Source organism: Glutamicibacter nicotianae, assembly GCF_006539525.1.
Taxonomy (GTDB): domain Bacteria; phylum Actinomycetota; class Actinomycetes; order Actinomycetales; family Micrococcaceae; genus Glutamicibacter; species Glutamicibacter nicotianae.
The window spans coordinates 1-24,249 of record NZ_BJNE01000017.1 but is presented as its reverse complement, the minus strand read 5'-3'; the positions used below and the strand labels follow the sequence as shown (position 1 = coordinate 24,249).

Here is a 24,249-nt window from a genome sequence, read left to right as displayed (position 1 = left end):
TGCTTTTCTTGGCTGCTAGGCAGTCAGCCCGAAGCCGCCCACCATCTGCATGAATTCTCCTTCGGAGATGATGCTGACCCGCTGGCCCTTTTCGCGCAGACGCAGCACGTGCTTGGCCTTGTTGGTCAGCCGCCCGGTGGCCAGGTCCTCCGGGACGAAGCCGTCGCCGACCACCAGCGCGGTGGTGGCGCGGGTCACCCGCGATGCGGTCTGCGCTCCGTGCTCGGCCGCCAGTTCCTTGGCCTTGGGGCGCGGCATGGACAGGTTGCCGGTGAACACCATGATCTGGCCGAACAGCGGGTGGCTCGGATCCGCGTTCTCGCTCGGCTTGGGGTTCGGGCCTTCTTGCGGCCAGTTGTTGAAGGCATCCTGCGGCGGCAGCGGGTTGCCTGCGGCCAGCCAGCCCTGCGCGTCGCGGGTGGCGCGGGACAGTTCGTCGCCTGGCTGCCAGGCCTGGGTCAGGCTCAGCCGGACGCCATAGTGGTCTGCCGTTTCCAGCACCGAGGGCTGTGCGCTGCGCAGGGACATGTCGATCATCGCCCACGCGCAGGCCTCGGCGTCGGCCAGCGCTTCGTGGTGGTTCTCGATCGGGTGCCCGGCTTCTTCGGCAACGAACGGCAGCGAGTAGCTGGGCAGGTCGTAGGCCTTGCGGGAGAGCTTGACGGTGCACAGGTGCGCGATTTCCGGCACGGCGACTTCGCCGGCCTCGCTGGCCGCGCGGATCACGCCCGAATCGAAAGATGAATTGTGAGCCACCAGCACATCGGATCCGATGAATTCCAGCAGCTGCGGAATCTTGTCGGTAACCCGTGGCGCCGCACTCACCATGTCGGGGGTGATGTGGTGGATCGAGACATTGCGCGGGTCGAAGTGGTCGAATCCGGCCGGCGGCTGCATGAGCCACTGCTCGGTTTCGACGATTTTCCCGGAGCGCACCTTGACCAGGCCCACCGAGCAGGCGGAGCCGATAAAACCGTTTGCTGTCTCAAAATCTACTGCTGTGAAGTCCAATGCCACGCCCAATAGCTTACTCGCTTTATCGCTGGCACTGGCATGGGTGTGACGCGCGCGCCGTGCCCGGCGGGGTTTTCGCAGGGCGATACCGTGGTGGCAATTCACTGCAGTCCCGGAATTGACCTGTGGATATCAAGTAATCGCCGGCCCGCGCGGCGCAAGCCCGAGGCCGGGCATCTCACATGCGAAACCGGCAACCTCGCTTTTGGTGTGCCCGGAAGTCAGCTGCGGAACAATTTCTCGTAGTACTCGCTGAGCGCCGGATAGTAATCGGGCTCGAAGACTACGCTCGCCACGTCGGTTCCGTCCACCGCCGCGGCCAGCCGATCAAGGTAGAACTCCCAGCCCGGCCCGATGGACCCGGCCTGCTGCGGGTCAAGCCCCGGCATTTGGAAGACCAGGCAGCTGCCCTGGCCCGATGCCTCTACCTTCAGCTCCAGCTGCCAACCCGAATCGCCGGTTCCAGTGCGCACCTGCAGCTGTCGCGTGCGCGGATCGCACTGCAAGATCTCCACGCGTTCGGCGGGCGCTTCCTCTTCGGCCAGCAGCACTACCTCGACGGCGCCGCTTTTTGGATCCCCGTGCCAGGATCCGAACCAGAGCGCCAAGTACTCGGAATCGGCCAGATAGCGCCAGATCCTGCCCGGGGATTCGGTGAACACGCGGCGCAATTCCAGCGCGCCGTGCGCGGTGCGGTTTCCGGTGGGCGTAGCGCTCATGGCTGTACTCCTGGGTTGCTCCACTGCCACCGCGGCACTGGCTATTCCAACGCCTTCGCCGGCAGTGATTGAAGAATAGCAAAAAGCGCTGGCTTCCCTCCCGAATGGAAAAGAAACCAGCGCTCATTTCATGGTCTTGGACCCGGCCAGCAGACGGGCTACGCGGTAGCCTTGCGCAAGGTGAGATAGGAGCCGCCAGCCATCAGCAGGGCGACAATACCGCCCCACAAGGTCACTCCAGCGGCGGTCCAGGTCAGTGCCCAGCTCCAGAACTCACCCCAGGAGTTGGTCAAGGTGATCAGGGCGATGATCCCCAGCACCAGCACACCCAAGCAGATGAAGAATGCCACCATGCCAGTGGTGCGCCACCTCATGTAGATGGTCGCTGCCAGGAATCCGATCATGAACAGCAGCACCATCAGCACAAAGTAGAACAGGATCTGGACCAGCCAGTTGTTATCCGCAATCCATTGCAGCGCAAAGAACTGTCCGCCCATGCCCCAACCATCGGTAGCAACTTCCAGCAGTCCCATCAGGTAGTAGAACACCGAGAGCGCCAGCGCGCATACGGAGAACAGTGCCACGGTGCCCAGATAGAAGGTACGCCGCGAAATGCTCATGGCCATGGAGAACGGGAAGGTCAACGTCAGCGACTGGATTCCCAGGGCCAAGAAGTACCACATGGGCGCTTGGGCGCCGCCGCTGTACATTGCCCCGTCTCCGCCGTTGCGCCGGACCAGCCACCAGATGGCCATGGTGAAGAGGAATGATGCACCCAGGATGATCAGCGGAATTCCGATGAAGGTGCCCTTGTTGATCAGTTGCATGCGGGCAACTTTGATGACGCGGTTCATTTTCTTGCCTCCGTCCGTTCTTCTGTCCTTTGTGCCGTGGTGCCGCTCAATGCGCTGCGCACCACCAGTTGCTGCAGCGACACGGGGCTCAGGTCCAGGCCCATGAGTTTCGCCTGCTCGCGCTGGTCCGCATCCAGCTTGGCCTTGATCGTGACGCTGGCCAGGGCGCCGAGCGCATCGCGATGCAATACCTGCGCGGCGCCGATGAATTCCTGGACCTTGGCGGCATCACCAGTGACAGTGACCGCCGTGCCGCGCAGCTCTTCGGCATCCGAGTCGATGACGATTTGCCCCTTGTCGATCACGATGACGTGTTCGAGAAGGTTGGCGACTTCGTCGATCAGGTGGCTGGAGAGCACGATGGTGCGTGGGTATTCAGCGAAGTCTTCGACAAGGCGGTCGTAGAAGATCTGCCGGGCTACCGCGTCCAGGCCGAGGTAGGGCTCATCGAAGAAGGTGATGTCGGCCCGCGAGGCCATGCCGATGATGACGCCAACGGCGGACAGCTGCCCGCGGGAGAGCTTCTTGATCCTCCGATTGATCGGCAGCGCGAATGCTTCGACGAGCTCCTGGGCCAAATCCTCATCCCAGTTCTCGAAGAACAGGGCTGCGGATTCGAATGCCTGGTGGACCTTGAAATCATCGGGATATTTCTGTGATTCGCGGATGAAGCAGATGCGCGAAAGCGTCGGATCATGCTCGAACGGGGCGTGGCCGAAGATTTCGGCGGTGCCGTGGTCTGCATAGTTCTGCCCGGTCAGGATGGACATCAGCGTGGTCTTGCCAGCTCCGTTGCGTCCAAGCAGCCCGTAGATCCGATCCGGCTCCAGATCCAGGGTGACGTTGTCGAGCGCTTTCACGTCCTTGTAGGTCTTGCTCAGTTCGCGTGTGGCGATTGCTGTCGTGCGTGGCATGTCGTTCCTCCCTGTGCTGTAGAGATGTTTCAAGATTCCGAGCCGGTCTTGATCATGGCGACCAGCTCATCCACGCCAATGCCCAGCTTGGAAGCTTCTGCGGTCAATGGCGCGATGAATTGCTGCTGGAATTTCTCGCGGCGTTGCGCTCTCAGCCGCTGCGGCGCTCCTTCGGTGACGAACATGCCGATTCCCCGTTTCTTGTAGAGCAGCCCATCTTCCACGAGCCGGTTGATTCCCTTGGCTGCTGTGGCCGGATTAATCCGGTAGAACGCTGCGAATTCATTGGTTGATGGAACTTGCGCTTCTTCCGCCAGAACACCAGAGATGATGTCGTTCTCAATCAGCTCAGCAATTTGCATGAAGATCGGTTTTGAATCATCAATCATGCTGGCTCCCTCCGTGCTCATCCCCACCAGGCTAGTTAGTGGGTTAGTTACTCATGCAACTAACCATAGAACCTCGGGAAGTTCTGCGCAAGTACGGAGCGGCAGAATTCCCGTGGAAATTAGGGGCTCCATACTGTCCGCCACGGCATCTAAGCTGGGACTTGCCAAGAAAGGTAGCCCTGCACGCGCACCATCGATGCTGCGTTCACAGTGGTGAAGCCCTGATTGGAAACGCCCAACCGGGAGAGTTGTACGCCCAGCCCGAAACCGTGGAACACGAGCGCGGGCAGCGAAAAAATTGGCCAGGTTCGGTTCGGAAAATTGCGATCGCCCACTTGGAGGCCAACAGCCCTCCTCGTGTTGCAGGCATTTATGGGAGGGACCATGCAAGAAGATTTCAACCGACTTGAGATACCAGATCAGCTTCTTGGAGCGCTGGACCGCCAAGTTCTGCTCGAGCTGTTCAAGGCGTGCTTCCCCGATTGCAGCGGTGAAGACATTGCGCGTATGAGCCGACGTGAACTGATCACCAGGATCCAGACCGAACGCGCTTATGCCGGGCACCGTCCCAGCTGCATCATCGACGACTATCCCCTGCGCCGTCCGAACCTTGGGGATGTGAAACCCGGATTGCTGGTCCGCGAACCAGGCCAGTCGGTCTACTGGTGCCGACAGGCCAAGCCCCTGGAATCAGCTGCAGCTCTGGGGCAGGTGGACCAGAATTACCTCTGGAATTTGCCCGAAACCATGCAAGCGGGAGATCTGATCCTGACGGCATTGAAGAGCACTCCGGCGTTGGTTGCCAGCTTGGAAATCGCCAGTTCGGAGGAACCCGGAAAGCTCACTTTCACTGCATTGGCGACCTTCACTGATCCCATTTCGGTGGCCGACATCGAGTCCACGATCGGCGAGAAGCTGCCACGGCGTTCGCAATATCTGGAAGATCCGCTGGCCGATAAGGTTCTGGAAAGCATCGCGGAGCTCGTCGAACGCCCGCGCCCGATCTTCGTCACCGCGGGCGCATGCTCGCCGTCGAAGCCGGCCAAGGCCAACCGGGTGCTGGGCGTTGCTGCCATTCTCCAGCGCAGCGCGCCGGGCCAGCCGCTGGCCTGCGAAATTTGCGAGCGGGACATCTCTGCCCGCCCACAGATCCACCTGCCGCAGGCGCACCAGGACAGCCTGCGCTGGGAGATCCAGGACCACGTGGATGAGCTGGTGCTGCTGTGCGGCGACTGCCACCAGATGGCCCACCAGCCAACCTTGCAGCAGCTGCGCAACTACGCGAAACCTGCCTGCCCCGCCTGCGGGGAGCGCAATCCGCGGAAAGTCGTCTGGGGCATGCCAGCTTTCGGACCAGATGATGATGAATTCGTGACCGCGGGATGCGTGATGCCTTTCGGGCCTCCATCGCAATGGGAGTGCCGCGCCTGCAAAACCCGGTACCTGGTGGCCGAATTCGATGACCGGCCGCACCAGGCCTGGGCAATATACGGGCAGAACCTGCAGCGCTGAGCACAAGAACGCCGGCACATCCTGAATTGGATGTGCCGGCGTTCTGCTGTCCTTGCCTTGGTGCTACTTGGCCAGGGCCTTGGTCACCTCGTCGATGATGCTAGGCAGCAAGGCGGCGAAGGCGCGAGCGCGATGCGAGATCGCGTTCTTTTCCTCCGGAGTGTGCTCGGCCATGGACTTGCCGGCCCCCGCAGGTTCGAAGATCGGATCATAGCCGAAGCCATGCTCTCCGGCCCGCTCGGTGCGCAGCACGCCCTCGACCGTGCCGAGTTCCACGTGCTCGGCTCCGCCTGGGGCAGCAAGCGCCGCGGCGCAGACGAACTGCGCTCCGCGATGCTCGGCGGCAATATCGCCAAGCTGGCCGAGCAGCAGATCGATATTCGCCTCGTCGTTGCCGTGCACTCCGGACCAGCGGGCCGAGAAGATGCCCGGCGCTCCCCCGAGCACATCAACGCTCAGGCCGGAATCATCGGCGAGCGCCACCAGTCCGGTGGATGCCGAGATCTCGCGGGCCTTCTTCAGCGCGTTGCCGGCGAAGCTGACCTGGTCTTCGACAGGATCGGGAGCTCCCGCGGTGGCGGCGTCGATGACCTGCGTATCGACGTCCAGGCCCGGCACCTTTCCGCGCAGCAGTTCGCGCAATTCGCGCAGCTTGCCCTGGTTGCGCGAGGCGAGGACAAGTACCGGCTTGCTCATTTGGTGCTGTTCAGGGTCTCGCGCTGGATTTCGGCCAGCTCGTTGGTGCCGCCCAGAGCCAGATCCAGCAGGGCGTCCAGTTCTTCGCGCTTGAAGGGCACGCCCTCGGCGGTGCCCTGGACCTCGACGAAGTCGCCGGATCCGGTGACCACGACGTTCATGTCGGTCTCGGCGCGGACATCTTCCTCGTAGGGCAGATCCAGCATCGGGATGCCGTCGATGATGCCCACCGAGATTGCTGCCACCGAGTCGGTCAGCACCTTGGCGCCGGGCTTCACGATGCCCTGCGAACGGGCCCAGGAGATTGCTTCCGCCAGCGCCACGTAGGCGCCGGTGATCGCTGCGGTGCGGGTGCCGCCGTCGGCCTGCAGGACATCGCAGTCCAGCACGATGGTGTTTTCGCCCAGCGCCTTGGTATCCACCACGGCACGCAGGGAGCGGCCGATCAGGCGGGAGATTTCGTGGGTGCGGCCGGAGAGCTTGCCCTTGACCGATTCACGGGAGTTGCGGGTGTTGGTGGCACGCGGGAGCATCGCGTATTCAGCGGTGACCCAGCCGGTGCCTTCGCCCTTGAGCCAGCGCGGCACACCCTCGGTGAAGGAAGCGGTGCACAGCACGCGGGTGTTGCCGAATTCGATCAGGGCCGAGCCTTCGGCCTGAGCGGACCAGCCGCGGGTGATGGTGATGTCTCGAAGTTGCGCGGCTCCTCGGCCGTCAGCGCGTAAAGTCATGGTTCCATCCTAACCACGTGCGCCCCGCGATCCGCACGGGCGGCGCCGCGCGTTACGGTGAAATGCACCTCGTGGGCCGTTCGCGGCCGCTAGTGCGGATGCACCACGACGCAGCACCGGCCAGATTGCGGGCTCAGCTCGGCCCTGCCGCAGTCCAGCTGGCAACCTTCCAGGGCGCCGGAAACCAGTTCGTAGTTCATCGAGCAGACCATTTCGGTTTGCTGCTGGGCGACCTGGTGGAATGGGCAGTTCCGCATGGATATTTCCCCGTGCTCATCCACTTCGGGCTCATAGCCCAGCTCATCGAGCAGCGGCACGAGCCCGTCGCCGCCCTGGCCGAGTTTCCTGCCTTCGCCGCGTGCTGCCTGATGCAGCGCAGTGAGCACGGCCCCCGAGGTGTCGGCGCTGGCCGCCTGGGCCAGCAAGCTGCCCAGCAGCCGGTAGTTGCGCGCTGGCAGGCTCACCGACACTTCGGATTGGGCGAGCGCGTAGAGCTTGGCCGTGCGCCCGGCGCCGGGCCCGGTTCTTCCTTCAGGCCGGGCGAAGGTCACGGCCAGCAATCCTGCGGTGGCCAGCCGGTCCAGGTGGTAGGCCGCCAGGGTCCGGCTGATTCCCGCGGCTTTGGCTGCCGCCTCGCGTCCTACCGGTTGCGTGCTTTGCGAAATGAACTCGAACAGCTGGCGCCGCACCGGATCGTTGAGCGATTTGATGACCGCATCTTGGTGCAAGTTCAGTTTTCTCGACATGGCCAAATTCTATCAACAATAGATCTTGACAAATAGGTCCGGGAGGCGAATTCTGGGTATACGTTCAAATCTTTGGAGGGTGATCGCCATGAGCGCCTCATGGAGCGAGAAGCATCCGCTCTCGCACATCCGGGCAACAACAGCTGAACGGGTCAGCACCGACCCGTCGTTGAGCGCATTCTGGATCCTGCGCATTGGATTTGTCGTCCTGCCCCTGCTCATGGGACTGGACAAGTTCGCGAACATGATGACCTACTGGCCGGACTACCTGGCCCCGTGGGTCATTGCCATCCTGCCGTTCTCCGCGCAAACCGCCATGCACGTGGTTGGCGTGGTGGAACTGGTTGCCGCCGCATCGATGATCATCAAGCCGCGCTATGCGAGCTATGTGCTCGCCCTGTGGCTGTTGGGCATCATCATCAATCTGGTCTCGATGGGCATCTTCCTCGATGTCGCCCTGCGCGACGTCGGCCTGCTCGTTGCCGCACTGGCGCTGACCCGGCTGGCCAGCAAGTACGACAAACCGTGGGGCGCCAAGCACGGCACCCGCTGATCCGCTGCAGTACAGAGCAAAGCACCGGGAACTGCTTGGCTTCAAACGGTCGTTGCAACAGCCTGATCAAGCAGGCGTTGCATCGGCCGTGTCCCATTAACCGCATGATATTGAGCTTGGAATCCCGCTTCCTGCCGAAGACCTTCTTCATTCGCCAGTGTTCACAGCGCTCCAAGCAACTACTGCTAGCGAACCACTGAGGGATTCACTGATCGCGTGCGCACGTGTAACGCCAGCGTCGCGCTCATCCCGAGGGCACAGAAGCCGCAGGTCATCACCCAGGAAGCCTGCCAACCGCCGACCTGCACCGCAATCCAGGCCAGCAGGAAAGGGCCGAGGAAGTTGCCCACATTAAACAGCTGCTGCATCAGCCCAATCACTGCGCTCACCGCCCCGCCAGGCGGTGCCAGATCCACGGCCACCCTGCTCAGTGCGGCCGGTGCGATCCCGCCAATGAGCGAGAACACCGAGGCGCAAGCCAGCGCCCCGACGATCCCGCGCGGCAGCTGCATCCACGGCACGGCGAAGAGCCCCACCGAAGAAACGGCCATGACCGCAAAGCACAAAAGCAGGATTCCGGTGGCGCCGCGTCCGCGCTGCAACCAGGCCGCCGAGATCCAGGCACCGATAATGTTGAGGCCACCCACAAGCGCCGAGAGCAACCCTGCCGGCAGTGCTTCCAATCCATGGCGGCATAAATGCGCGGCAAAAAGCCCATCACGGCCATCCACTGCACTGTGTAACAGGCAAAGGCCAGTCCTGCCATCCACGGCGGCAATACCTTGATGGTCAGCAGAATTTTGCGCAAGGAACCGCGCCCGTCAATGCCCCGCTCCACCGGGCCGGCCGGCACCCACCGAGCCAATGGCCACAGCATACCGACGGCCAGCAGCGCCATCAGCAGCCACAAAGCACGCCACTGCAGCACCTGCAAGGCCAAGATCCCGCCGCTGAAGGAGAGCATGATCGCGATGCCCTGGAAGGACCCCCAAGCACCCATGGCCCGATCAAGATCGGCCGGGCGGCAAATCACACGGATCAAGGCCGGGGCCAGCACCGTGCACAGCAGAAACCCGATGCCTTCGACCATGCGCGTGCCAAGCAATAATCCGGGGTTCGGTGACACCGCACCACCAGCCGAGCCAAGCGCCAGCAAAATCAATCCGAGCATCAGCAACCGGCGCAAGCCGAAACGCTCCCCACCCCAGGCAACCAGCAAGCCACCGAGCATGCTCGCCACCTGGATAACCCCCAAGAGAAGTCCGGAGAACACCAACCCAAAGCCCAGTTCGGCTTCCAATCGTTGCAGCGCCAACGGCAGTTTCCAGATGTTCATCGCTGCAACTACTCCCACACCGACCACGATCATCCAGCGCCCCGCCGCCACCCCTGGACCGCGTCCCTGAGCGTGCGGTGCATGCGCTTCGGTCGCTTCGACCGCGCCGGCGACGACTGTGGGACGTGGAACAGGACAAGACATATGCAATAGGGCTTTCTGAGCACGGCGCCAAACGCCGGAAGGTGGGTTAATGCTAATCACCAAGGCTTTCCCAGCTCGTTGGATTCTGCTCCTAGGATTTCATCCAATGGAAACACCGGGTCATCTATTGCCGAGGGTGACCGCCCAATGCCTATGCTGATGAGTCCGAAGAAGTCTTGAACCATGGAGCATTCCCATCGCCAATCCGAAACCACGGCTCAAACGTGACAGCACCACCAGCGCCCCAACAGGACAGTCGGTAACTTCGCGCGCTCTCGCACTCTTAGGCACTTTTGACTCCGAACACCCGCGACTCACCCTGAGCGACATGGCCTCTCGGGCCGGCCTGCCGGTGGCCACTGCACACCGTCTCACCGGCGAATTAGTCAGTTGGGGTGCGCTGCAGCGCTCCGGCCAGGATTACCTCATTGGCCACCGGATCTGGCAACTGGGACTGCTGGCACCTGCCCACCAAGGCTTCGCCGAATTGGCCGCGCCCTATATGCAAGATGTTCTATTCGTGACCCAGAACGTCGTGAACCTGTTCATATTGGACAACGATCAGGTTTTGCTTCTCGAACGCATGTCGGGCACCCGGGTGGGAGCCCCCATTCCGGCGCGTCGGTGAACACCTCCCTCTCCACGCCTCGGCCGCGGGCAAGGTCATGATGGCATTTGGCGAATCTGATGTATTAGAGGCAGGCATGGCCAGCCTCACCCAACTGACCGAGCACACCATCACGGCCCCCCAGCAGCTGCGCCGCGAAATCGCCAAGGTTCGCGAAGATGGCTACGCCACTACCAGCCAAGAGGCAGGCGCACAGAACTATGGGGTCGCAGTGCCGGTGATTTCGCTCAATGGCCGCTGCCTCGCGGCACTGGGAGTTGTGACTCTGGAGCGTCCGGCCTCCGTGGGTGCGGTGGTGCCCGTCTTGCGTATCGCGGCACGCAGTATTGCCCGCCGCCTAAGCATGTCCACCGAGAGCTAAGTAGACTGCACACCTTAGCCCACAGAGATTTCCATTGGATGGAAAACAATCGCTTAAGTGTGACCAGCTCCACCTACGCTGGATTCACGCACCGGCCCTGTGGGGTCGGCCACCTCGCAACCACTGCATTCAGGAGCGGTAGAGCATGACTATCACTGCGCCCATTCAGGCACCGGCCATCATCAATACGGTGATCGACGCCGTAGAGTATCCCGCGGACGGCGTCGCCTCCTTGGTGCTGCGTCGCGCCGATGGGCAGAACTTCCCCAGCTGGGCCCCAGGCTCGCACATCGACGTGCACCTCACCGACGATCTCACCCGGCAATATTCGCTGTGCTCGGACACCGAGGACCTGTCCACCCTGCGCATTGGCGTACTGCGCACCCCGGATTCCCGTGGCGGCTCCGCTTGGGTGCACGATCGCCTGAGCGCCGGTTCCGAACTGCGCATCTCCGCACCACGCAATAACTTTCCGCTTATTGATTCGCGCAAGTACCTCTTTCTTGCCGGCGGCATTGGCATCACCCCGATCATCCCGATGATGCGCGCTGCCGAGGCCGCAGGCCGCGAATGGGTACTCTACTACGGTGGCCGATCCCGCAACACCATGGCGTTCGCCCAAGCACTTGAAGCCGAATTCGGCAACAACAAGGTTCGCATTGTGGCCGAGGATGAATCGGGTCGTCTGGATTTGAGCCAGATCCTGGGTCTGCCCCGCGCCCATATGCTGGTCTACGCCTGCGGCCCAGGCGGCATGCTCGGTGCAGTGGAAGACTTCTGCATGGGCTGGCCTCCGGGTGCCCTGCACACCGAACGCTTCGCCGCCGACAGCCTCGGCGTGGGCGGCAGCTCCGAACCATTCGAGGTGGAACTGTCCCTCACCGGCACCACGCTCACCGTGGAGTCCGACCAGACCATCCTCGAAGCCGTCGAACAGGTCGGCGCCCGAGTCCTATCCAGCTGCCGGGCCGGACTCTGCGGCACCTGCGAAACCCGCATCATCTCTGGCGAGCCCGAACATCGCGACGCCGCCCTTTCCCAGGCCGATAAGGACGCTAACGAGGTCATGATGGTCTGCGTATCCCGCGCCGCTGCCGGTTGTTCCAAACTCGTCCTCGAACTCTAAGGAAGCCCACCATGTCTTTGCGCACTCAACCTATGGTCTTCCAGGAAGACCCCTTCGACGTTGCCGCCATCTCCGACCCCTACCCGTTTCTTGATCGACTACGCGAGGCCGGCCCGGTAAGCTATCTGGAAGCCACCGGCAGCTACGCCGTCACCGGATACGAGCAGGTCTACGAGGTCCTCACTGACTTCGAAACCTACTCCTCCGCCGGCGGCCTGGGTCCCCGGGATATCCGCAAGGATGAAGCCTGGCGTCCACCAAGCATCCTGGAATCCGACCCGCCGATCCACACCCTCATGCGCCGCGCGCTGACCGGGGTCATCAACCCGGGCACCGTGCGCGCGCTGCGCGGCCCCTTCACTCCCCCAGCTCTAGAACTGACCGATGAACTGGCTACCCGCAGTGGCTTCGACGCGGTCACCGACCTAGCTGAAAAGTATCCGATTAGGGTCTTCCCCGACGCGGTAGGCATCCCAGAGGAAGGGCGCGAGCATCTGCTGCCCTATGGGAACATGGTCTTCAACGCCTTCGGCCCGGAGAACTACATTTTCCAACAGGCCTTCGCCGAAGCCGATGTGCACTCCAAGGTGGTCATGGCTGCCTGCGAGCGCGAATCGCTGAACGACACAGGCTTTGGCAAACAGATCTGGGACCGCGTTGCCGACGGGCTGATCACCGAGCAGCAAGCCACCTTGCTGGTGCGCGCCTTGCTATCGGCCGGAGTGGACACCACCATCTTCGGCATTGGCAACACCCTCTCGGTACTCGCCAAGGAACCCGAAGCCTGGGCCGAACTACGCCGCCAACCAAACCTGGCCAAGTTCGCCATCGATGAGGCCCTGCGTTTGGAATCACCCTTCCAGAAGTTCCACCGCACCGTCTCGGTGGATACCGAACTGGGCGGGGTGCACCTGCCAGCCGGTACCAAGGTGCTGGTCTTCCTCGGTGCAGCCAACCGCGACCCGCAGAAGTGGGGACCGGACGCCGATAAGTTCAGTTTCGATCGCTCCTCCTCTGGCCACGTGGCCTTTGGTATGGGGCTGCACCAGTGCGTGGGCCAACCCATTGCCCGCCTGGAAATGGAAATCGTGCTCCAAGCACTGCTGGAACGGGTGGAAACCATCGCCCCTGCCGGCCCGGCCGTACCGATCATCCACAATGTGTTGCGCGGTTTCGAATCGCTTCCGGTAACTATTACTCCGGCACGCTAATACCGCCGTCGGCTCCCTGGAGTCGACACCTTGAAGCCCGCGAAACACCGCGCTTGTCAAGGAATTCTCCGCCCGCACCACCTGCTCGCCGGCGGAGAATTCCATCTAATGCACCCTGTCGCAACTACTTAGGGTGAACACACGCCACCTTCGGCACTCGTACCCGGCAATGACGCCGCCCGAAAACACCTGGGAATACCAATGACACAGACCACTCCGGCACCACCGGTGCCCAGCAAGTCTCAGCGTTCCAACCCCGCCACGTGGACCAGCCGCAAACGCACCGCCTACGGCTGGACAGTCACCATCATGCTGCTCATCTTGATGATGGTCAGCTGGGCCGACAAGGCCATCTTGGGTATCGTGGCCGTTCCGCTCATGGAGGATCTGGGCATTACCCCGGCCCAATTCGGTCTGCTTGGCAGCGCCGTGTTCGCCCTCTTCGGTGTCGCCCAGTTCGTGGCCGCACCGATCGCCAACCGCGTCCAAGCCAAGTGGATCCTGCTGGCGCTGTGCCTCGTCTGGTCCATCGCGCAGGTCCCGGTCATCGTCTTCGCGTCGCTTCCCGCACTGTGGTTCAGCCGCTTGCTGCTCGGCGCCGGCGAGGGCCCGCTGGCCCCGATCACCATGCACGCGGTCTACAAGTGGTTCCCGATGCGCCGTTCGGCCACCCCGGCTGCAGTGGCCTCGGCCGGGGTGACCCTCGGCGTGGTGGCTTTCGCCCCGGTCATCGCCTGGGTGACCTCCGAGTTCGGCTGGAAGTCAGCCTTCATCTTCGTCGCCTTGGTTGGTGTAGTCTGGTCCGTTCTGTGGCTGTTCATCGGCAAGGAAGGCCCCTACACCTCGGTGCAAGCCGAACACGAAATCGAAGGCACCAGCCCGTTGGAAGGCGCCACCGCCGTGGCGGCCGACTCCAAGGTTCCTTATCTGAAGTCATTCCTCACCCCCAGCTGGTTGCTGGCAGTGCTCTGCTCCTTCCTGGGCTACTGGACCTTCACCGTCGCAATGACCTGGCTGCCTGCCTACTTCGAGACTGTGATGGGCACCAGCACCCAGCAGGGCGGCTCGCTAATCGCCTTGCCGGCCATCTGGGGTGCGATCTCCACCGTGGGCCTGTCCTGGCTTACTCAGGTGCTCGGGAACCGTGGCCTGAACACCCGCATCTCCCGTGGTCTGGTTCTCGGCGGGTCGGCTGTGTTCTCCGGCGTGATGGTGCTGCTGGGTACCGCCGCCGACTCGCAGGGCGCGGCGCTGACCTTCTTCACCTTCGGTTTCGGTACCGCCCCGGCCTTGTTCGCTCTTACTTACCTGGTCGCCGCGGAAACCACCAACATCGCCCAGCGTGGGGCCCTGCTGCAGATTACCAACGCCTTCCTAACCGCTGGCGGCCTGTTCGCCCCGGCCGTGGTCGGTGCCATGGTCAGCGCCGCAGCGACCCCGGCAATCGGATACGAGCAGGCTTTCTGGCTTACCGGCATCATGATCACCATTGCCGGCATCATCGCCTGTTTCGGCATCAACCAGCAGCGCGACCGCAAGAAATTGGGGCTGCAGCTCTAAGCTGCACTCCGGCTTCGCGCCGCACAATGATGCCACTGGCGCTCCACCCTTGTCGGGTAGTGCGCCAGTGGTGTTTTTGTGCACTGACTCTTCCGCTTTGCGCTGGGGTTACTCCCTTTGGCGTAGCAGGTCGCATCCTGGAACGTATCCGAACGGCTTTATCGGGAGAAGCTGAAAATATTGGTGATGGAGCGCTAGAAAGTGGAGAAAATGGAAGAATATGGCACGCGTGCGATGGATCTCAGGGTTGTATGGTGCCCGGAATGCACGTCGTGAGAATACACCCGGAGCGCGCCCCTGAAAAAAACGACGGAGAGCCGGAGATCCGTGTTTGCAATGAGTGGCACGAATCGGAGCACGAGGCAATTTCTTATTGGCCTGCAAGCGAAGCCACGTATGCCAACCTCTGATTGACACCCATTGTTATGTAACGGTCGTTTTTCGCGTCCGCATACGGCACGTTCACCGGCCAGCTTTGCGGGCGGGTATACGGGATGCCTCTCTTGCTTATGAATATGGAAATGGCTTGCTAGCCAAGTCATTAGGGCGGATGTCCCGGTGAACGACCAAATTACAGACGAATATAACGTACATCTTGGATGACCGGCAGGGAAACGCCTCCAGAGTCAACATCTTCGCAGCAACTACTCGCCAGCCATGACGCGCGAGATAAATTGAGCTTTTCCGTTGTTGTAGTTAAGCCGGTGAGTGCCGAAACGGTCAGCGAGTCCGAGCTTAAGCGTGGCATATTCGGCGGCAAGCTTCGGATCGACTCGGAGCCTGTCCCGGAAACGCAGTACGCCGTGTTCCCAAACCGATCATTGTTCGCAGACGTGTACGTGCACGAGGCGAGGTTCACCGGCTGGTGGCCGAAAGAACCGGTGGTCAGGTTCGCGTTGCCGAAGCACGAGGCCTAAGGATTCAAGACCAGTACGGTAGGCCGCTTCATCGTTTAAATCTGGCACAGCTATTTGCAAGTCAAGTACGGGCTTGGCGATCAGGCCGGGGATCGATGTTGACCCTACATGTTCTACTCGCGCAAGCGTAGGAAGAATGTTGCTTTGGATTCGGTTGGTCCATTCAGCCGCTATCAATGGCCACAGCGGATCAGATTCATAGAGTTCCACCGGTTCCCCACCAGGCTTATCGAACCACTCACTTGGCATGATCCAATTCTCACCCAAATTGCCCGCTCAAACCGGGTCACAGCACACGTCGATGGGGTTCCGAGGGACAGAACAACGCCCCCGGGCTTCGATCCACAATATATTCGAGGATCAAATCCCGGGGGCTCAGAGAATTTCGACGGTTCCTAGCCGACGACGTCCGCTGCCAATGTGTTGAGCGCAAAACGCTGGCCACTGCTCGCCACGGTGACCTGACCGGCGAAGCTGGTTTCGGCACGTTGCTTCCATTCTTCCGGGGTTGCTACCCCGGCCAGATGCGAGAGCACCAAATGCTTCACCCCGGCAGCCTGCGCCACTCGGCCGGCACCTTCCGGCGGAGTGTGCGACTCCCGCTGGTGGTTGATGAAGGTAGGGCTGAAGCCCATGGCGGTAAAGAATTCCAGATTCACTGCCTCATGCACCAAAATGTCGCTGCCGCGTGCCAGCTCAATGAGCGCATCGCATTCTGCTGTATCCCCGGAGAAGGTCATCGACCCGTGGGCCGTATCAAAGCGGAAGGCGAAAGCCGGGAATACCGGTGGGTGCTCCACCAGAACCGCGCGCACGGTCACCCGGTCATCTTCGTAGATGATGAAGGGGCGGTTGCCGGAACCTTCGGCCGCTGCGGGCAGCGTGATCTCCTGGACGTCCAGCAACGTGTTCATCACCGGGCGTGCCTCATCCGTGACGCGGATATCCAGATCGTAGGAGAAGGCTTTGAGCGTATGATCCACCAGCTCGCGGGTGCCGGCCAGCTGCTGGCCACGCACATGGTTCGGGTCCTTCCCCGGACCATAGAGGCCCACCGGTGTGGTGAAGCCGTCCACAGGGGCACCCCAGTTCCACATGAGATAGGCCGGCAGTTCACCCACGTGGTCGGAGTGCAGGTGCGTGATGAACCCGGCGACTAGATCCTGGCCGCGCAGTCCTGCCTGGTGGGCGGCCCTCACGCAGCCCAATCCGAAGTCCACCAGATAATGCTTGCCATCGACGACGACGGCGCTGGCCATCCCATTTTCTTTACCACGGATGGCCGGTCCGGCCGCGGTACCGAGCGTGATGAGCTCAGTGCTCGACGAAATGTTCATTTCAATCCTTAAAGTTCTTGTGGCTTGCGGGGCTTAGCCGTGGCTTCGAGCATTGATAGTGCGTGGTTCAAGGTATTCCTCTAGGCCCCAGCGGCCGCGTTCGCGGCCCGTGCCCGAGGCCTTCCACCCGCCAAAGGGCGCATCGAGTTCTACCACGGTGTGCTGGTTAATCCACACCGTGCCCGCCTCTAGGTTCGAGGCCAGCGCTTCAGCGCGGTCCAGATCCGGAGTCCACAACGATGCGCCCAGACCAAAGGGCCCGGAATTCGCCTGCACCATGGCCTCATCGACGCTGTCGTATCCAATGATGGGTAGTGCGCTGCCAAATTGTTCTTGATCAACCAGCGCCATGCCCGCGGCCGCATTGGCGATGATCGTCGGATTCATGAAGTGGCCAGGCAAATCGCAACCGGTACCTCCCCCGGCAGCCAGCCGGGCTCCGGAATTCAACGCTGCATCGACCATCTCCTGCACGCTCTGGCGCTGTTTGGCGGTGTGCATCGGGCCCATGGTGGTGCCCTCGGCTACCCCGTGTCCCAAGCTCAGCTTGGCCGCTTCGGCCACCACAACCTCGGTGAATGCCCCCTGCATTGCACGCGGCACGTACACGCGCTTGACGGCCATGCAGACCTGTCCGGCATTGCGGAAGGCACTGCCCACGATGCCGCGGGCGGTGGCTTCCAAATCGGCGTCGTCCAGCACAATGGCCGGATCATTGCCACCCAGTTCCAGGGTAACCCGCTTGACACTCGACGTGGCCGCGGCGGCGACCGCTGCGCCCACCTCGGTAGAGCCAGTGAAGGAAATCTTGCGGATTTCTGGCAGCTCGGCCAGCGCCACGTTAACCGTGCGGCGGCTGCTGGTGCGTACCTGCAGCACGCCTTCGGGGAGCAGCTCGTTAGCCAGTTCCACCAGTGCGATAGTGGACAGCGGAGTGGTCGCCGAAGGCTTGGCAATCACCGTGCACCCAGCCACCAGGGCTGGGGCCAGTTTCACGCAGAGCAGTGATATCGGGAAATTCCATGGCGTGATGGTGCCAACCAGCCCGACCGGGCGGTACTGCACCTGCAGTTTGCGACCAGCACGTTCGGGCAGTGCCTCGGTCTCATCCCAGTCCATGTTTGCGTAGTATTCGAAGAGGTCCGCGGCCACTTGAAATTCGCCGATTGCTTCGCTCAGCACCTTGCCCTGTTCCAGGGACAGGATGCGGCCTAGTTGTGGGGCGCGGGTGCGGATACGGGCTGCCACTTCACGCAGCGTGGAGCGACGGGACTCACGGTCGGCGGCCCAGCCGGCGGCGGCGAGATTGGCCGTAGCAATGCTCTGGCGCACATCTTCTTCGGTGTGTTCCGGGGCCTGCCCAACGACCTCTAGGGTGGCCGGGTCGAGCACATCGTAGACTGGCACTTTCATCAGCACCCTCTCTTCACGGGAAATCTTAGCTAATGTCAGCTTGCCCGGTGTCCAGCCCCGACACCGGATCTGATTCCATTGGATGGAAAGTGTGTCGTGTACCACCTGGACAATGACGCAGGATTAACTATCAAGCACGGCCCGGCGACGCCCGGTGGCCCCCTACATCCTAGGAGAACCCCATGTCAGCATCTTCACTGCCCATTGCCTTGACCGGATGCGCCTCGGGCATTGGCGCGGCCACCGCGGCGCTACTGGCCTCCCGCGGCTACACAGTCATCGGCATCGACCGCACCGCGACCACTGGCTTCGCGGGTGACTTCATCCAAGCTGACTTGTCCACCCCTGCCGGCATTTCGGCAGTCATCGAGAAACTGACCACACTGGCCCCGCAGGGCTTGGCTGGCCTGGCAAATATTGCCGGGGTACCAGGCACCGCGCCGCTGCGCACCGTGCTGTCGGTCAATGTCTTTGCCGTGCGTGAACTGACCCGAGGCCTGGCCCCGCTGCTGGGCGAACGCGCCTCCGTGGTGAATCTGGCTTCCTCGGTGGCCTTTGGCTGGCGCAGTGTGGCCGAGGCCTGCCGCGACTTCGCGCTGGCCGAGGACCAGGACCAGGCGCTGGAGCAGGCCGCGGCCGATACCGCCATTGCGGAGAATAGCTACCTGTTCTCCAAGCAGTGCGTACGATTGCTGACCGAACAGTTGGCCGCCGAGTTTGTCGGCGCTCGGGTGCGGGTGAACTCGGTCAGCCCCGGCCCGGTGCAGACTCCGATCCTGGATGACTTCAAGAAGGACCACGGCCAGGATAAGGTCAATTCCGCCGCTGAACTGCTTGGCCGCTTTGCCGCCCCCGAGGACATTGCCGAGGTCATCGCCTACCTGCTCTCCAGCCAGCCGATATGGGTTAACGGTACCGATGTGCGCGTCGATGGCGGTCTGGTCGCCTACCGCAGCAGCTCGGTGCCCGCCACTCAGGCCTGAAACGCCTAGCTAGGCGGTAAGCCTTTAGCATCACGACCAAAGCCCAGCACGAAAGCTCTCGTGCTGGGCTATGTTATTTTCCGAAGCGGCCTAGCTGCGCCACAGAGTGCAAGGCCCGGCCTCGCAGCACCAAATGGTGCGGCGCGGCCGGGCCTGATAACCAAGGTACTCCAGCGGCTACTTCTTGCGCTTGAGCAGCGGGAACTTGCGGATCTTCTCGTACTTGATGGTCGGCATGGAGCCGGTACGGGTCTTCAGGTAGTCGGTACCGCGATCCCCCTTGAACAGGGCCGGGTCCTTGTCTTCCTTCAGGCTGCCGGAGTACACGCCGTAGGTTACGCCGGATACGGCCACAGCAATGCCGCCGCTGTAGGTTTCCTTGGCCTCTTCAACCACCTTGTTGATGTCGGTCCATACCGGAATGTGGGTGAGCAGCATGCGCTCGGCGCCGGCGGCGGCGGCCATTTCGCCGGCGCGCTTCCCGGTCAGGTGCACGCCGTCGATATGGTCATCGCGGCCTTCCTCGAAGGCCGCTTCGCACAGGAACATGTCGGCGCCGCGGGCGGCTTCCACGAGGCCATCGCAGCTGTCGGTATCCCCGGAATAGGTCAGCACGCTGGTCAGCAGCTCGCCGTCGGGGCCCGGTTCATGCGCTTCCACGCGCAGGGCATAGGCTTCCTTGATCGGGTGGCGCACCGGGTACGGGGTGATGGTGAACGGCCCGATATTCACCGGCTTCAGCGATTTCCAGACCTGGAAGTCGTAGTCCTTGGCCATGGTGTCGCCGTCAGGCAGCGAGTAGGCAGTCTCGATGCGCTCGGCGGTGTCTTCCGGGCCGTGCACGAGCATCCTCTCGCGGCCCCAGCCGTCAGGATCCCAGCGGATCGCCACATGCAAACCGCACAAATCCATGCAGTGGTCGGGATGCAGATGGGAAATCATGATCCCGTCGATGTCTTTCAAATCGGTGTAGCGCTGCAGCACGCCCAAAGCCCCGGACCCCAGATCCAGCAGGATCTTCCAGTCGCGGGTGCCATCAAAGGCCGTCACCAGGTAGCAGGACGCGGGCGATCCCGGCCCTGGGAATGACCCGGTGCATCCGATGATGGTCAGCTTCATTCGTTACTCGCTTTCGACGCGGCAATCATTTGCGGAGTAATCCGCGAGATGGCTCCGGTCGGATAGTGGGCGGCTACATGGTCCACGTGGCGCACCTGCAGCACCTCGGGTCCGAGGAAACGGCGAGCCAGTACACCAAAACTATCAGCGTTGCCTGTGGCGAGGAACTCATGACGCGCCGCGGCGCCGTCGTTGCGCACCAGCGAATGGCGGGTCAACGCCCGGAAAACGTCCTTCGCCGTTTCCTCTGCAGATGACACCAGGGTGACCGAATCCCCCATCACGTAGGAGAGGACGCCGGTGAGCAGCGGGTAGTGCGTGCATCCCAGCACCAGGGTGTCCACCTCGGCGGCCTGCAGCGGCGACAGGTATTCCTGCGCGATCTCCAGCAGCTCGGCTCCGGCGGTGATGCCGGATTCCACGAACTCCACGAAACGCGGGCAGGCCACGGTCGATACCTGCAGGTTCGGGGCAGCGGCAAAAGCATCCTCATAGGCGCGCGAGCCCACGGTCGCCTGGGTGCCGATGATGCCGATCCTGCCATTCTTGGTGCCGGCCACGGCACGGCGGACCGCCGGCTGGATGACTTCGACTACCGGGATGCCATAGCGCGCGGTGTAGCGTTCGCGGGCATCGCGCAGCACCGCGGCGGAGGCCGAATTGCAGGCAATGACCAGCAGCTTCACGCCGGAATCGACCAGTTCGTCCATCACGCCCAGGGCGTTGGCCCGCACCTGGGCGATGGGCAGCGGACCGTAGGGAGAGTTGGCGGTATCCCCTACATAGATCAGCGATTCGCCGGGCAGCTGGTCGATGATGGCGCGGGCCACGGTCAGCCCGCCAACTCCGGAGTCGAAGATCCCAATGGGGGTATTGGCGTCCGGGGCGGAGACCTGCTCGGTGGCAAAGTAGGAATTCATGGGCTCAGGACTCCGCATCCATCAGCGCGCCCATCAATGTATCGAGCACCCACGAGATCAGGTTGTACACCAGGGACATGTACTCCTCGGGGGTTTCCACCTCGGAAGCATCAAGCACCTCGGCGACCCGGGCCGAATCCTCTTCGCTGCGGATCTGAAGGCGTTCGGCGAGCACCAGGCGCACATCGTTCAGCGCCTGGGCGAAACGCGTCGCGGCGTCCTTGTCCAGCACGAGCCTGTCGGTTTCCAGCAGCAGCTGGGCTTCGCGCAGGCGGCCAACCTTCTGCGCGATCGAATCGGCTTCGGTCAGCCGGCGATGCTCCGCGGCCGCCACGGCGTCGTCGCTGGCATCGGGCAGCAGCCTGGCCAGTGCCGGATCGGCAATCGGAGGCAAGTCCATGGACTCGGGCCGCATGCCGGTCAGGGCGTAGAGCGGGTCTATGTCCTCGGGCAGCTGGTGCAGCCGGGCACGTTCTTCGAGCATTTCGATGAGATCGGAGAAGAGTTCGCGGATCAGCTTGCGTTCGGCCGAATGCAGCGTGCCGGTAATGCCCTTGGAACCGTTCTTGAAGGCCTTGGCCACGTTCAGGCTCCCTGGGTCATGGTTGCGTTCAGTCCGAACCCGTGCATGGCCTGCACATCGGATTCGATGGCTTCGCGGCTGCCGCTGCGCACGGTGCAGAAGCCGTCATGGTGCACCTGCAGCATGAGCTTCTCAGCTTTTTCCGGGCTGAAACCAAAGTAGGAACGGAACACGTAGGATACGTAGCTCATCAAGTTCACTGGATCATTCCACACAACCAAGCGCCATGGCTTGTCTTGGGATACCAGGGTTTCAAATTCGGAAAGTACATCGGGCATTGCGGTCATGGCTACCATTTTACGCGCGGAAGCTGAACGCAACACCGGACACGGCAAATATCACCTTGGGCGTGAGCCGTTATACAGTAAAACGGGTCTGCTTTCCCAAGCAGCACCGCACAAGGCCTTTTCCGATCATCAGGAGCGTCACATGCGCACCAGTCTCTTCACCGACCACTATGAGCTGACCATGCTCCAGGCAGCGCTTGAATCCGGTGCAGCTCACCGCCCATCCGTCTTCGAGGCATTCGCACGCCGCTTGCCCGAAGGCCGGCGTTACGGTGTGGTCGCAGGCACTGGCCGCGTGCTCGAAGGCCTGGCAGATTTCCGCTTCGATGACGAGCAGCTGCGTTTCCTCAGCGACAACAAGGTGGTCAACGCCGAGACCATCAAGTACCTGGAGAACTTCCGCTTCACCGGCAACATCTCCGGCTATGCCGAGGGCGAGCTGTACTTCCCGAACTCGCCGCTGCTGACCGTGGAGTCGACCTTCGCCGAAGCCTGCGTCATCGAGACGTTCGTGCTCTCGGCGATGAACCATGATTCGGCCATTGCCTCGGCCGCCTCGCGCATGATCGCTTCGGCCGGCGAGCGCCCCTGCATCGAGATGGGCTCGCGCCGCACCCATGAGGAATCAGCGGTGGCCGCCGCGCGCGCCGCCATGATTGCCGGATTCTCCTCGACCTCGAATCTGGAAGCCGGTGCACGCTACGGCCTGAAAACCGTTGGCACCTCGGCCCACTCCTTCACCCTGCTGCACGACACCGAGCGCGCCGCCTTCGAAGCGCAGGTTGCCTCGCTGGGCAAGGACACCATCTTGCTGGTCGACACCTACGACGTCGAGAACGGCGTACGCACCGCGGTCGAGGTGGCCGGTCCCGAGCTGGGCGGCGTCCGCCTCGACTCGGGCGACCTGGTGCAGCAGGCGGGCTGGGTCCGCGAGCTGCTCGATGATTTGGGCAACTGGAACACCAAGATCACCGTCACCTCGGACCTGGACGAGTACGCGATCGCTGCCTTGGCCAGCGCCCCGGTGGACTCCTACGGCGTGGGCACGGCCCTGGTCACCGGCTCCGGGCACCCGACCGCGTCCATGGTCTACAAGCTGGTGGCCCGCCAGGACGATGCGGGCGAATGGATTCCCGTGGCCAAGGCCGCGGCGAACAAGGCCAGCGTGGGCGGCCGCAAGTATGCGGTGCGCCAGCTCAACGAGCGCAACCGCGCCGTCGCCGAAATCGTCTCCACCTCCGAGTACACCACCGGCGGCCCCGAGCGCGACTTGGTTGTCCCGCTGGTGCGCAACGGCGAGATCGACCAGGCCCATGTCGGCGCTGCCGGCGTCAAGCGCGCCACCGAGCGCCACCACGCATCGGTCCAGGAGCTGCCGGGCGTGGCCCGCAAGATGCAGCGCGGCGAACCGGTCATCCCGACCGTCATGATCCAGGACTAGACAAACACACGAAAAACTCAGCTGCGGAACGTAGGATCCAGGTTCAAGGATCCTGCGGTCCGCAGTTGTCCAAGGTCTACATTCACTAGCCAGGGAGGCAGCGATGAGCAGAGCCCTATTGATCATTGATGTCCAGCCGGACTTCTGCGAAGGCGGTGCCCTCGCGGTAACCGGCGGCAATGCTGTAGCTACGGCCATTGCCGCGGACATTGCCGAACGCCGCGATTCCTACTCGGCCATCGTGACCACCCAGGATTGGCACATCGAGCCGGGCGATCATTTCTCTCAGAACCCGGACTTCATTGATTCCTGGCCGGTGCACTGTGTCGCCGGCACACCTGGCGCAGCGCTGCATCCGCAGCTCGCGCACGTGCCAGTCGACGCGCATTTCGCCAAGGGACGTTTCGCCGCGGCCTATTCCGGCTTCGAAGCCCGGAAACTGGATCCTTCGGCAGACAAGGCCGATGAAAGCGGAGAACTGCTCGGCGACTGGCTCAAGGCCAAGGGCATCACTTCGGTGGATGTCGTGGGACTTGCCGCTGACCACTGCGTGAAGGCCACCGCGTTCGATGCGGTGGAAGCCGGGTTCACCACCACCATCATTTCCCCGCTGACCGCAGCGGTCTCGCCGGAGAATCTGCCAGCGATCCGCGAGGAACTGCGCGCAGCCGGCGTCACGGTGCTGTCGCTGGGCTGATCCTTGCCTTGAAAACCACAACGGCTTGGCGCTGACCGAATTCTCCGGTCAGCGCCAA

Annotated in this window: 25 protein-coding genes and 2 pseudogenes; 10 read left to right on the top strand and 17 right to left on the bottom strand. The window is 62.5% G+C overall.

What is annotated here, in order from left to right; genetic code table 11:
- Positions 1-15: 15 nt before the first annotated feature.
- The 5 genes from ANI01nite_RS14485 to ANI01nite_RS14465 form a co-directional block, all read right to left on the bottom strand.
- Positions 16-1,017, bottom strand: a complete 1,002-nt coding sequence (locus ANI01nite_RS14485) for a 3'-5' exonuclease (RefSeq protein WP_121867786.1) — start codon at positions 1,015-1,017, stop codon at positions 16-18.
- A 218-nt stretch (positions 1,018-1,235) separates the two neighbouring features.
- A complete protein-coding gene (locus ANI01nite_RS14480) occupies positions 1,236-1,733 on the bottom strand; it encodes an SRPBCC domain-containing protein (RefSeq protein WP_141358796.1) in 498 nt (165 codons plus the stop codon).
- A gap of 158 nt (positions 1,734-1,891) precedes the next feature.
- Entirely contained in the window at positions 1,892-2,587 is a 696-nt protein-coding gene (locus ANI01nite_RS14475) for a hypothetical protein (protein ID WP_141358794.1), read from the bottom strand.
- Entirely contained in the window at positions 2,584-3,501 is a 918-nt protein-coding gene (locus ANI01nite_RS14470) for an ABC transporter ATP-binding protein (RefSeq protein WP_141358792.1), read from the bottom strand. The genes ANI01nite_RS14475 and ANI01nite_RS14470 overlap by 4 nt, the downstream gene beginning before the upstream one ends.
- Before the next feature lie 29 nt (positions 3,502-3,530).
- A complete protein-coding gene (locus ANI01nite_RS14465; protein WP_038992147.1) occupies positions 3,531-3,890 on the bottom strand; it encodes a GntR family transcriptional regulator in 360 nt (119 codons plus the stop codon).
- 507 nt (positions 3,891-4,397) lie between these two features.
- Here ANI01nite_RS14465 and ANI01nite_RS14460 point away from each other — a divergent pair.
- Positions 4,398-5,402 carry an HNH endonuclease signature motif containing protein gene (locus ANI01nite_RS14460; protein ID WP_141358790.1) on the top strand — a complete coding sequence of 335 codons (1,005 nt, stop codon included), beginning with the start codon at positions 4,398-4,400 and terminating at the stop codon, positions 5,400-5,402.
- A gap of 63 nt (positions 5,403-5,465) precedes the next feature.
- Here the strand turns inward: ANI01nite_RS14460 and rdgB are convergent, their stop codons facing one another.
- The 3 genes from rdgB to ANI01nite_RS14445 form a co-directional block, all read right to left on the bottom strand.
- Positions 5,466-6,098 carry an RdgB/HAM1 family non-canonical purine NTP pyrophosphatase gene (gene rdgB / locus ANI01nite_RS14455; protein ID WP_073707622.1) on the bottom strand — a complete coding sequence of 211 codons (633 nt, stop codon included), beginning with the start codon at positions 6,096-6,098 and terminating at the stop codon, positions 5,466-5,468.
- Complete coding sequence (rph, locus tag ANI01nite_RS14450) at positions 6,095-6,829, bottom strand: ribonuclease PH (RefSeq protein WP_141358788.1); 735 nt, start codon at positions 6,827-6,829, stop codon at positions 6,095-6,097. Before rph ends, rdgB begins: the two co-directional genes overlap by 4 nt.
- A gap of 89 nt (positions 6,830-6,918) precedes the next feature.
- Positions 6,919-7,575, bottom strand: coding sequence for a helix-turn-helix transcriptional regulator (locus ANI01nite_RS14445; protein ID WP_141358786.1), 657 nt, complete (start codon positions 7,573-7,575; stop codon positions 6,919-6,921).
- A gap of 88 nt (positions 7,576-7,663) precedes the next feature.
- Between ANI01nite_RS14445 and ANI01nite_RS14440 the strand changes: the two genes are divergently transcribed.
- Positions 7,664-8,128 carry a hypothetical protein gene (locus ANI01nite_RS14440; protein WP_052253860.1) on the top strand — a complete coding sequence of 155 codons (465 nt, stop codon included), beginning with the start codon at positions 7,664-7,666 and terminating at the stop codon, positions 8,126-8,128.
- Positions 8,129-8,313: 185 nt separating this feature from the next.
- Here the strand turns inward: ANI01nite_RS14440 and ANI01nite_RS14435 are convergent, their stop codons facing one another.
- Positions 8,314-8,544, bottom strand: a complete 231-nt coding sequence (locus ANI01nite_RS14435; protein ID WP_141358784.1) for a hypothetical protein — start codon at positions 8,542-8,544, stop codon at positions 8,314-8,316.
- Positions 8,545-8,555: 11 nt separating this feature from the next.
- Positions 8,556-9,497 carry an MFS transporter gene (locus ANI01nite_RS14430; RefSeq protein ID WP_255314559.1) on the bottom strand — a complete coding sequence of 314 codons (942 nt, stop codon included), beginning with the start codon at positions 9,495-9,497 and terminating at the stop codon, positions 8,556-8,558.
- Positions 9,498-9,798: 301 nt separating this feature from the next.
- Here ANI01nite_RS14430 and ANI01nite_RS17055 point away from each other — a divergent pair, with 301 nt between their 5' ends.
- The 5 genes from ANI01nite_RS17055 (at position 9,799) to ANI01nite_RS14410 (ending at position 14,494) form a co-directional block, all read left to right on the top strand.
- Positions 9,799-10,236, top strand: coding sequence for a helix-turn-helix domain-containing protein (locus tag ANI01nite_RS17055; protein ID WP_307723216.1), 438 nt, complete (start codon positions 9,799-9,801; stop codon positions 10,234-10,236).
- 37 nt (positions 10,237-10,273) lie between these two features.
- Positions 10,274-10,597, top strand: coding sequence for an IclR family transcriptional regulator domain-containing protein (locus ANI01nite_RS17050; RefSeq protein WP_255314558.1), 324 nt, complete (start codon positions 10,274-10,276; stop codon positions 10,595-10,597).
- A gap of 145 nt (positions 10,598-10,742) precedes the next feature.
- The gene (locus ANI01nite_RS14420) at positions 10,743-11,723 is read left to right on the top strand and encodes a PDR/VanB family oxidoreductase (RefSeq protein WP_083586907.1); all 981 of its coding nucleotides are present in this window, start codon (positions 10,743-10,745) and stop codon (positions 11,721-11,723) included.
- A gap of 11 nt (positions 11,724-11,734) precedes the next feature.
- Complete coding sequence (locus ANI01nite_RS14415) at positions 11,735-12,934, top strand: cytochrome P450 (protein ID WP_141358780.1); 1,200 nt, start codon at positions 11,735-11,737, stop codon at positions 12,932-12,934.
- Positions 12,935-13,135: 201 nt separating this feature from the next.
- The gene (locus tag ANI01nite_RS14410; RefSeq protein WP_038992087.1) at positions 13,136-14,494 is read left to right on the top strand and encodes an MFS transporter; all 1,359 of its coding nucleotides are present in this window, start codon (positions 13,136-13,138) and stop codon (positions 14,492-14,494) included.
- Positions 14,495-15,138: 644 nt separating this feature from the next.
- On the opposite strand, the pseudogene ANI01nite_RS17230 reads toward ANI01nite_RS14410, so the two are convergent.
- From ANI01nite_RS17230 to ANI01nite_RS14390, 3 genes and pseudogenes are all read right to left on the bottom strand, one after another.
- Positions 15,139-15,660 (bottom strand): annotated as a pseudogene (locus ANI01nite_RS17230) (GrpB family protein).
- Positions 15,661-15,806: 146 nt separating this feature from the next.
- Entirely contained in the window at positions 15,807-16,748 is a 942-nt protein-coding gene (locus ANI01nite_RS14395) for an MBL fold metallo-hydrolase (RefSeq protein ID WP_141358776.1), read from the bottom strand.
- A 33-nt stretch (positions 16,749-16,781) separates the two neighbouring features.
- A complete protein-coding gene (locus ANI01nite_RS14390) occupies positions 16,782-18,161 on the bottom strand; it encodes an aldehyde dehydrogenase family protein (protein WP_141358774.1) in 1,380 nt (459 codons plus the stop codon).
- Between the two features lie 182 nt (positions 18,162-18,343).
- Here ANI01nite_RS14390 and ANI01nite_RS14385 point away from each other — a divergent pair, with 182 nt between their 5' ends.
- Positions 18,344-19,144, top strand: coding sequence for an SDR family oxidoreductase (locus ANI01nite_RS14385; RefSeq protein ID WP_073707629.1), 801 nt, complete (start codon positions 18,344-18,346; stop codon positions 19,142-19,144).
- A 324-nt stretch (positions 19,145-19,468) separates the two neighbouring features.
- Here ANI01nite_RS14385 and ANI01nite_RS14380 read toward each other — a convergent pair.
- The 4 genes and pseudogenes from ANI01nite_RS14380 to clpS form a co-directional block, all read right to left on the bottom strand.
- Positions 19,469-20,263: pseudogene (locus tag ANI01nite_RS14380) on the bottom strand (MBL fold metallo-hydrolase); the annotation flags it as partial.
- Positions 20,260-21,183: a glutamate racemase gene (gene murI, locus ANI01nite_RS14375; RefSeq protein WP_141358772.1), complete on the bottom strand. Its 924-nt coding sequence runs from the start codon at positions 21,181-21,183 to the stop codon at positions 20,260-20,262. The gene murI and the pseudogene ANI01nite_RS14380, both read right to left, overlap by 4 nt.
- 4 nt (positions 21,184-21,187) lie before the next feature.
- Positions 21,188-21,766, bottom strand: coding sequence for a DUF2017 domain-containing protein (locus ANI01nite_RS14370; RefSeq protein WP_141358770.1), 579 nt, complete (start codon positions 21,764-21,766; stop codon positions 21,188-21,190).
- 2 nt (positions 21,767-21,768) lie between these two features.
- Positions 21,769-22,053, bottom strand: a complete 285-nt coding sequence (clpS, locus tag ANI01nite_RS14365; RefSeq protein ID WP_038992076.1) for an ATP-dependent Clp protease adapter ClpS — start codon at positions 22,051-22,053, stop codon at positions 21,769-21,771.
- Positions 22,054-22,195: 142 nt separating this feature from the next.
- Between clpS and ANI01nite_RS14360 the strand changes: the two genes are divergently transcribed.
- Entirely contained in the window at positions 22,196-23,494 is a 1,299-nt protein-coding gene (locus tag ANI01nite_RS14360; protein WP_038992074.1) for a nicotinate phosphoribosyltransferase, read from the top strand.
- Positions 23,495-23,597: 103 nt separating this feature from the next.
- A complete protein-coding gene (locus tag ANI01nite_RS14355) occupies positions 23,598-24,191 on the top strand; it encodes an isochorismatase family protein (protein WP_038992073.1) in 594 nt (197 codons plus the stop codon).
- Positions 24,192-24,249: the final 58 nt, after the last annotated feature.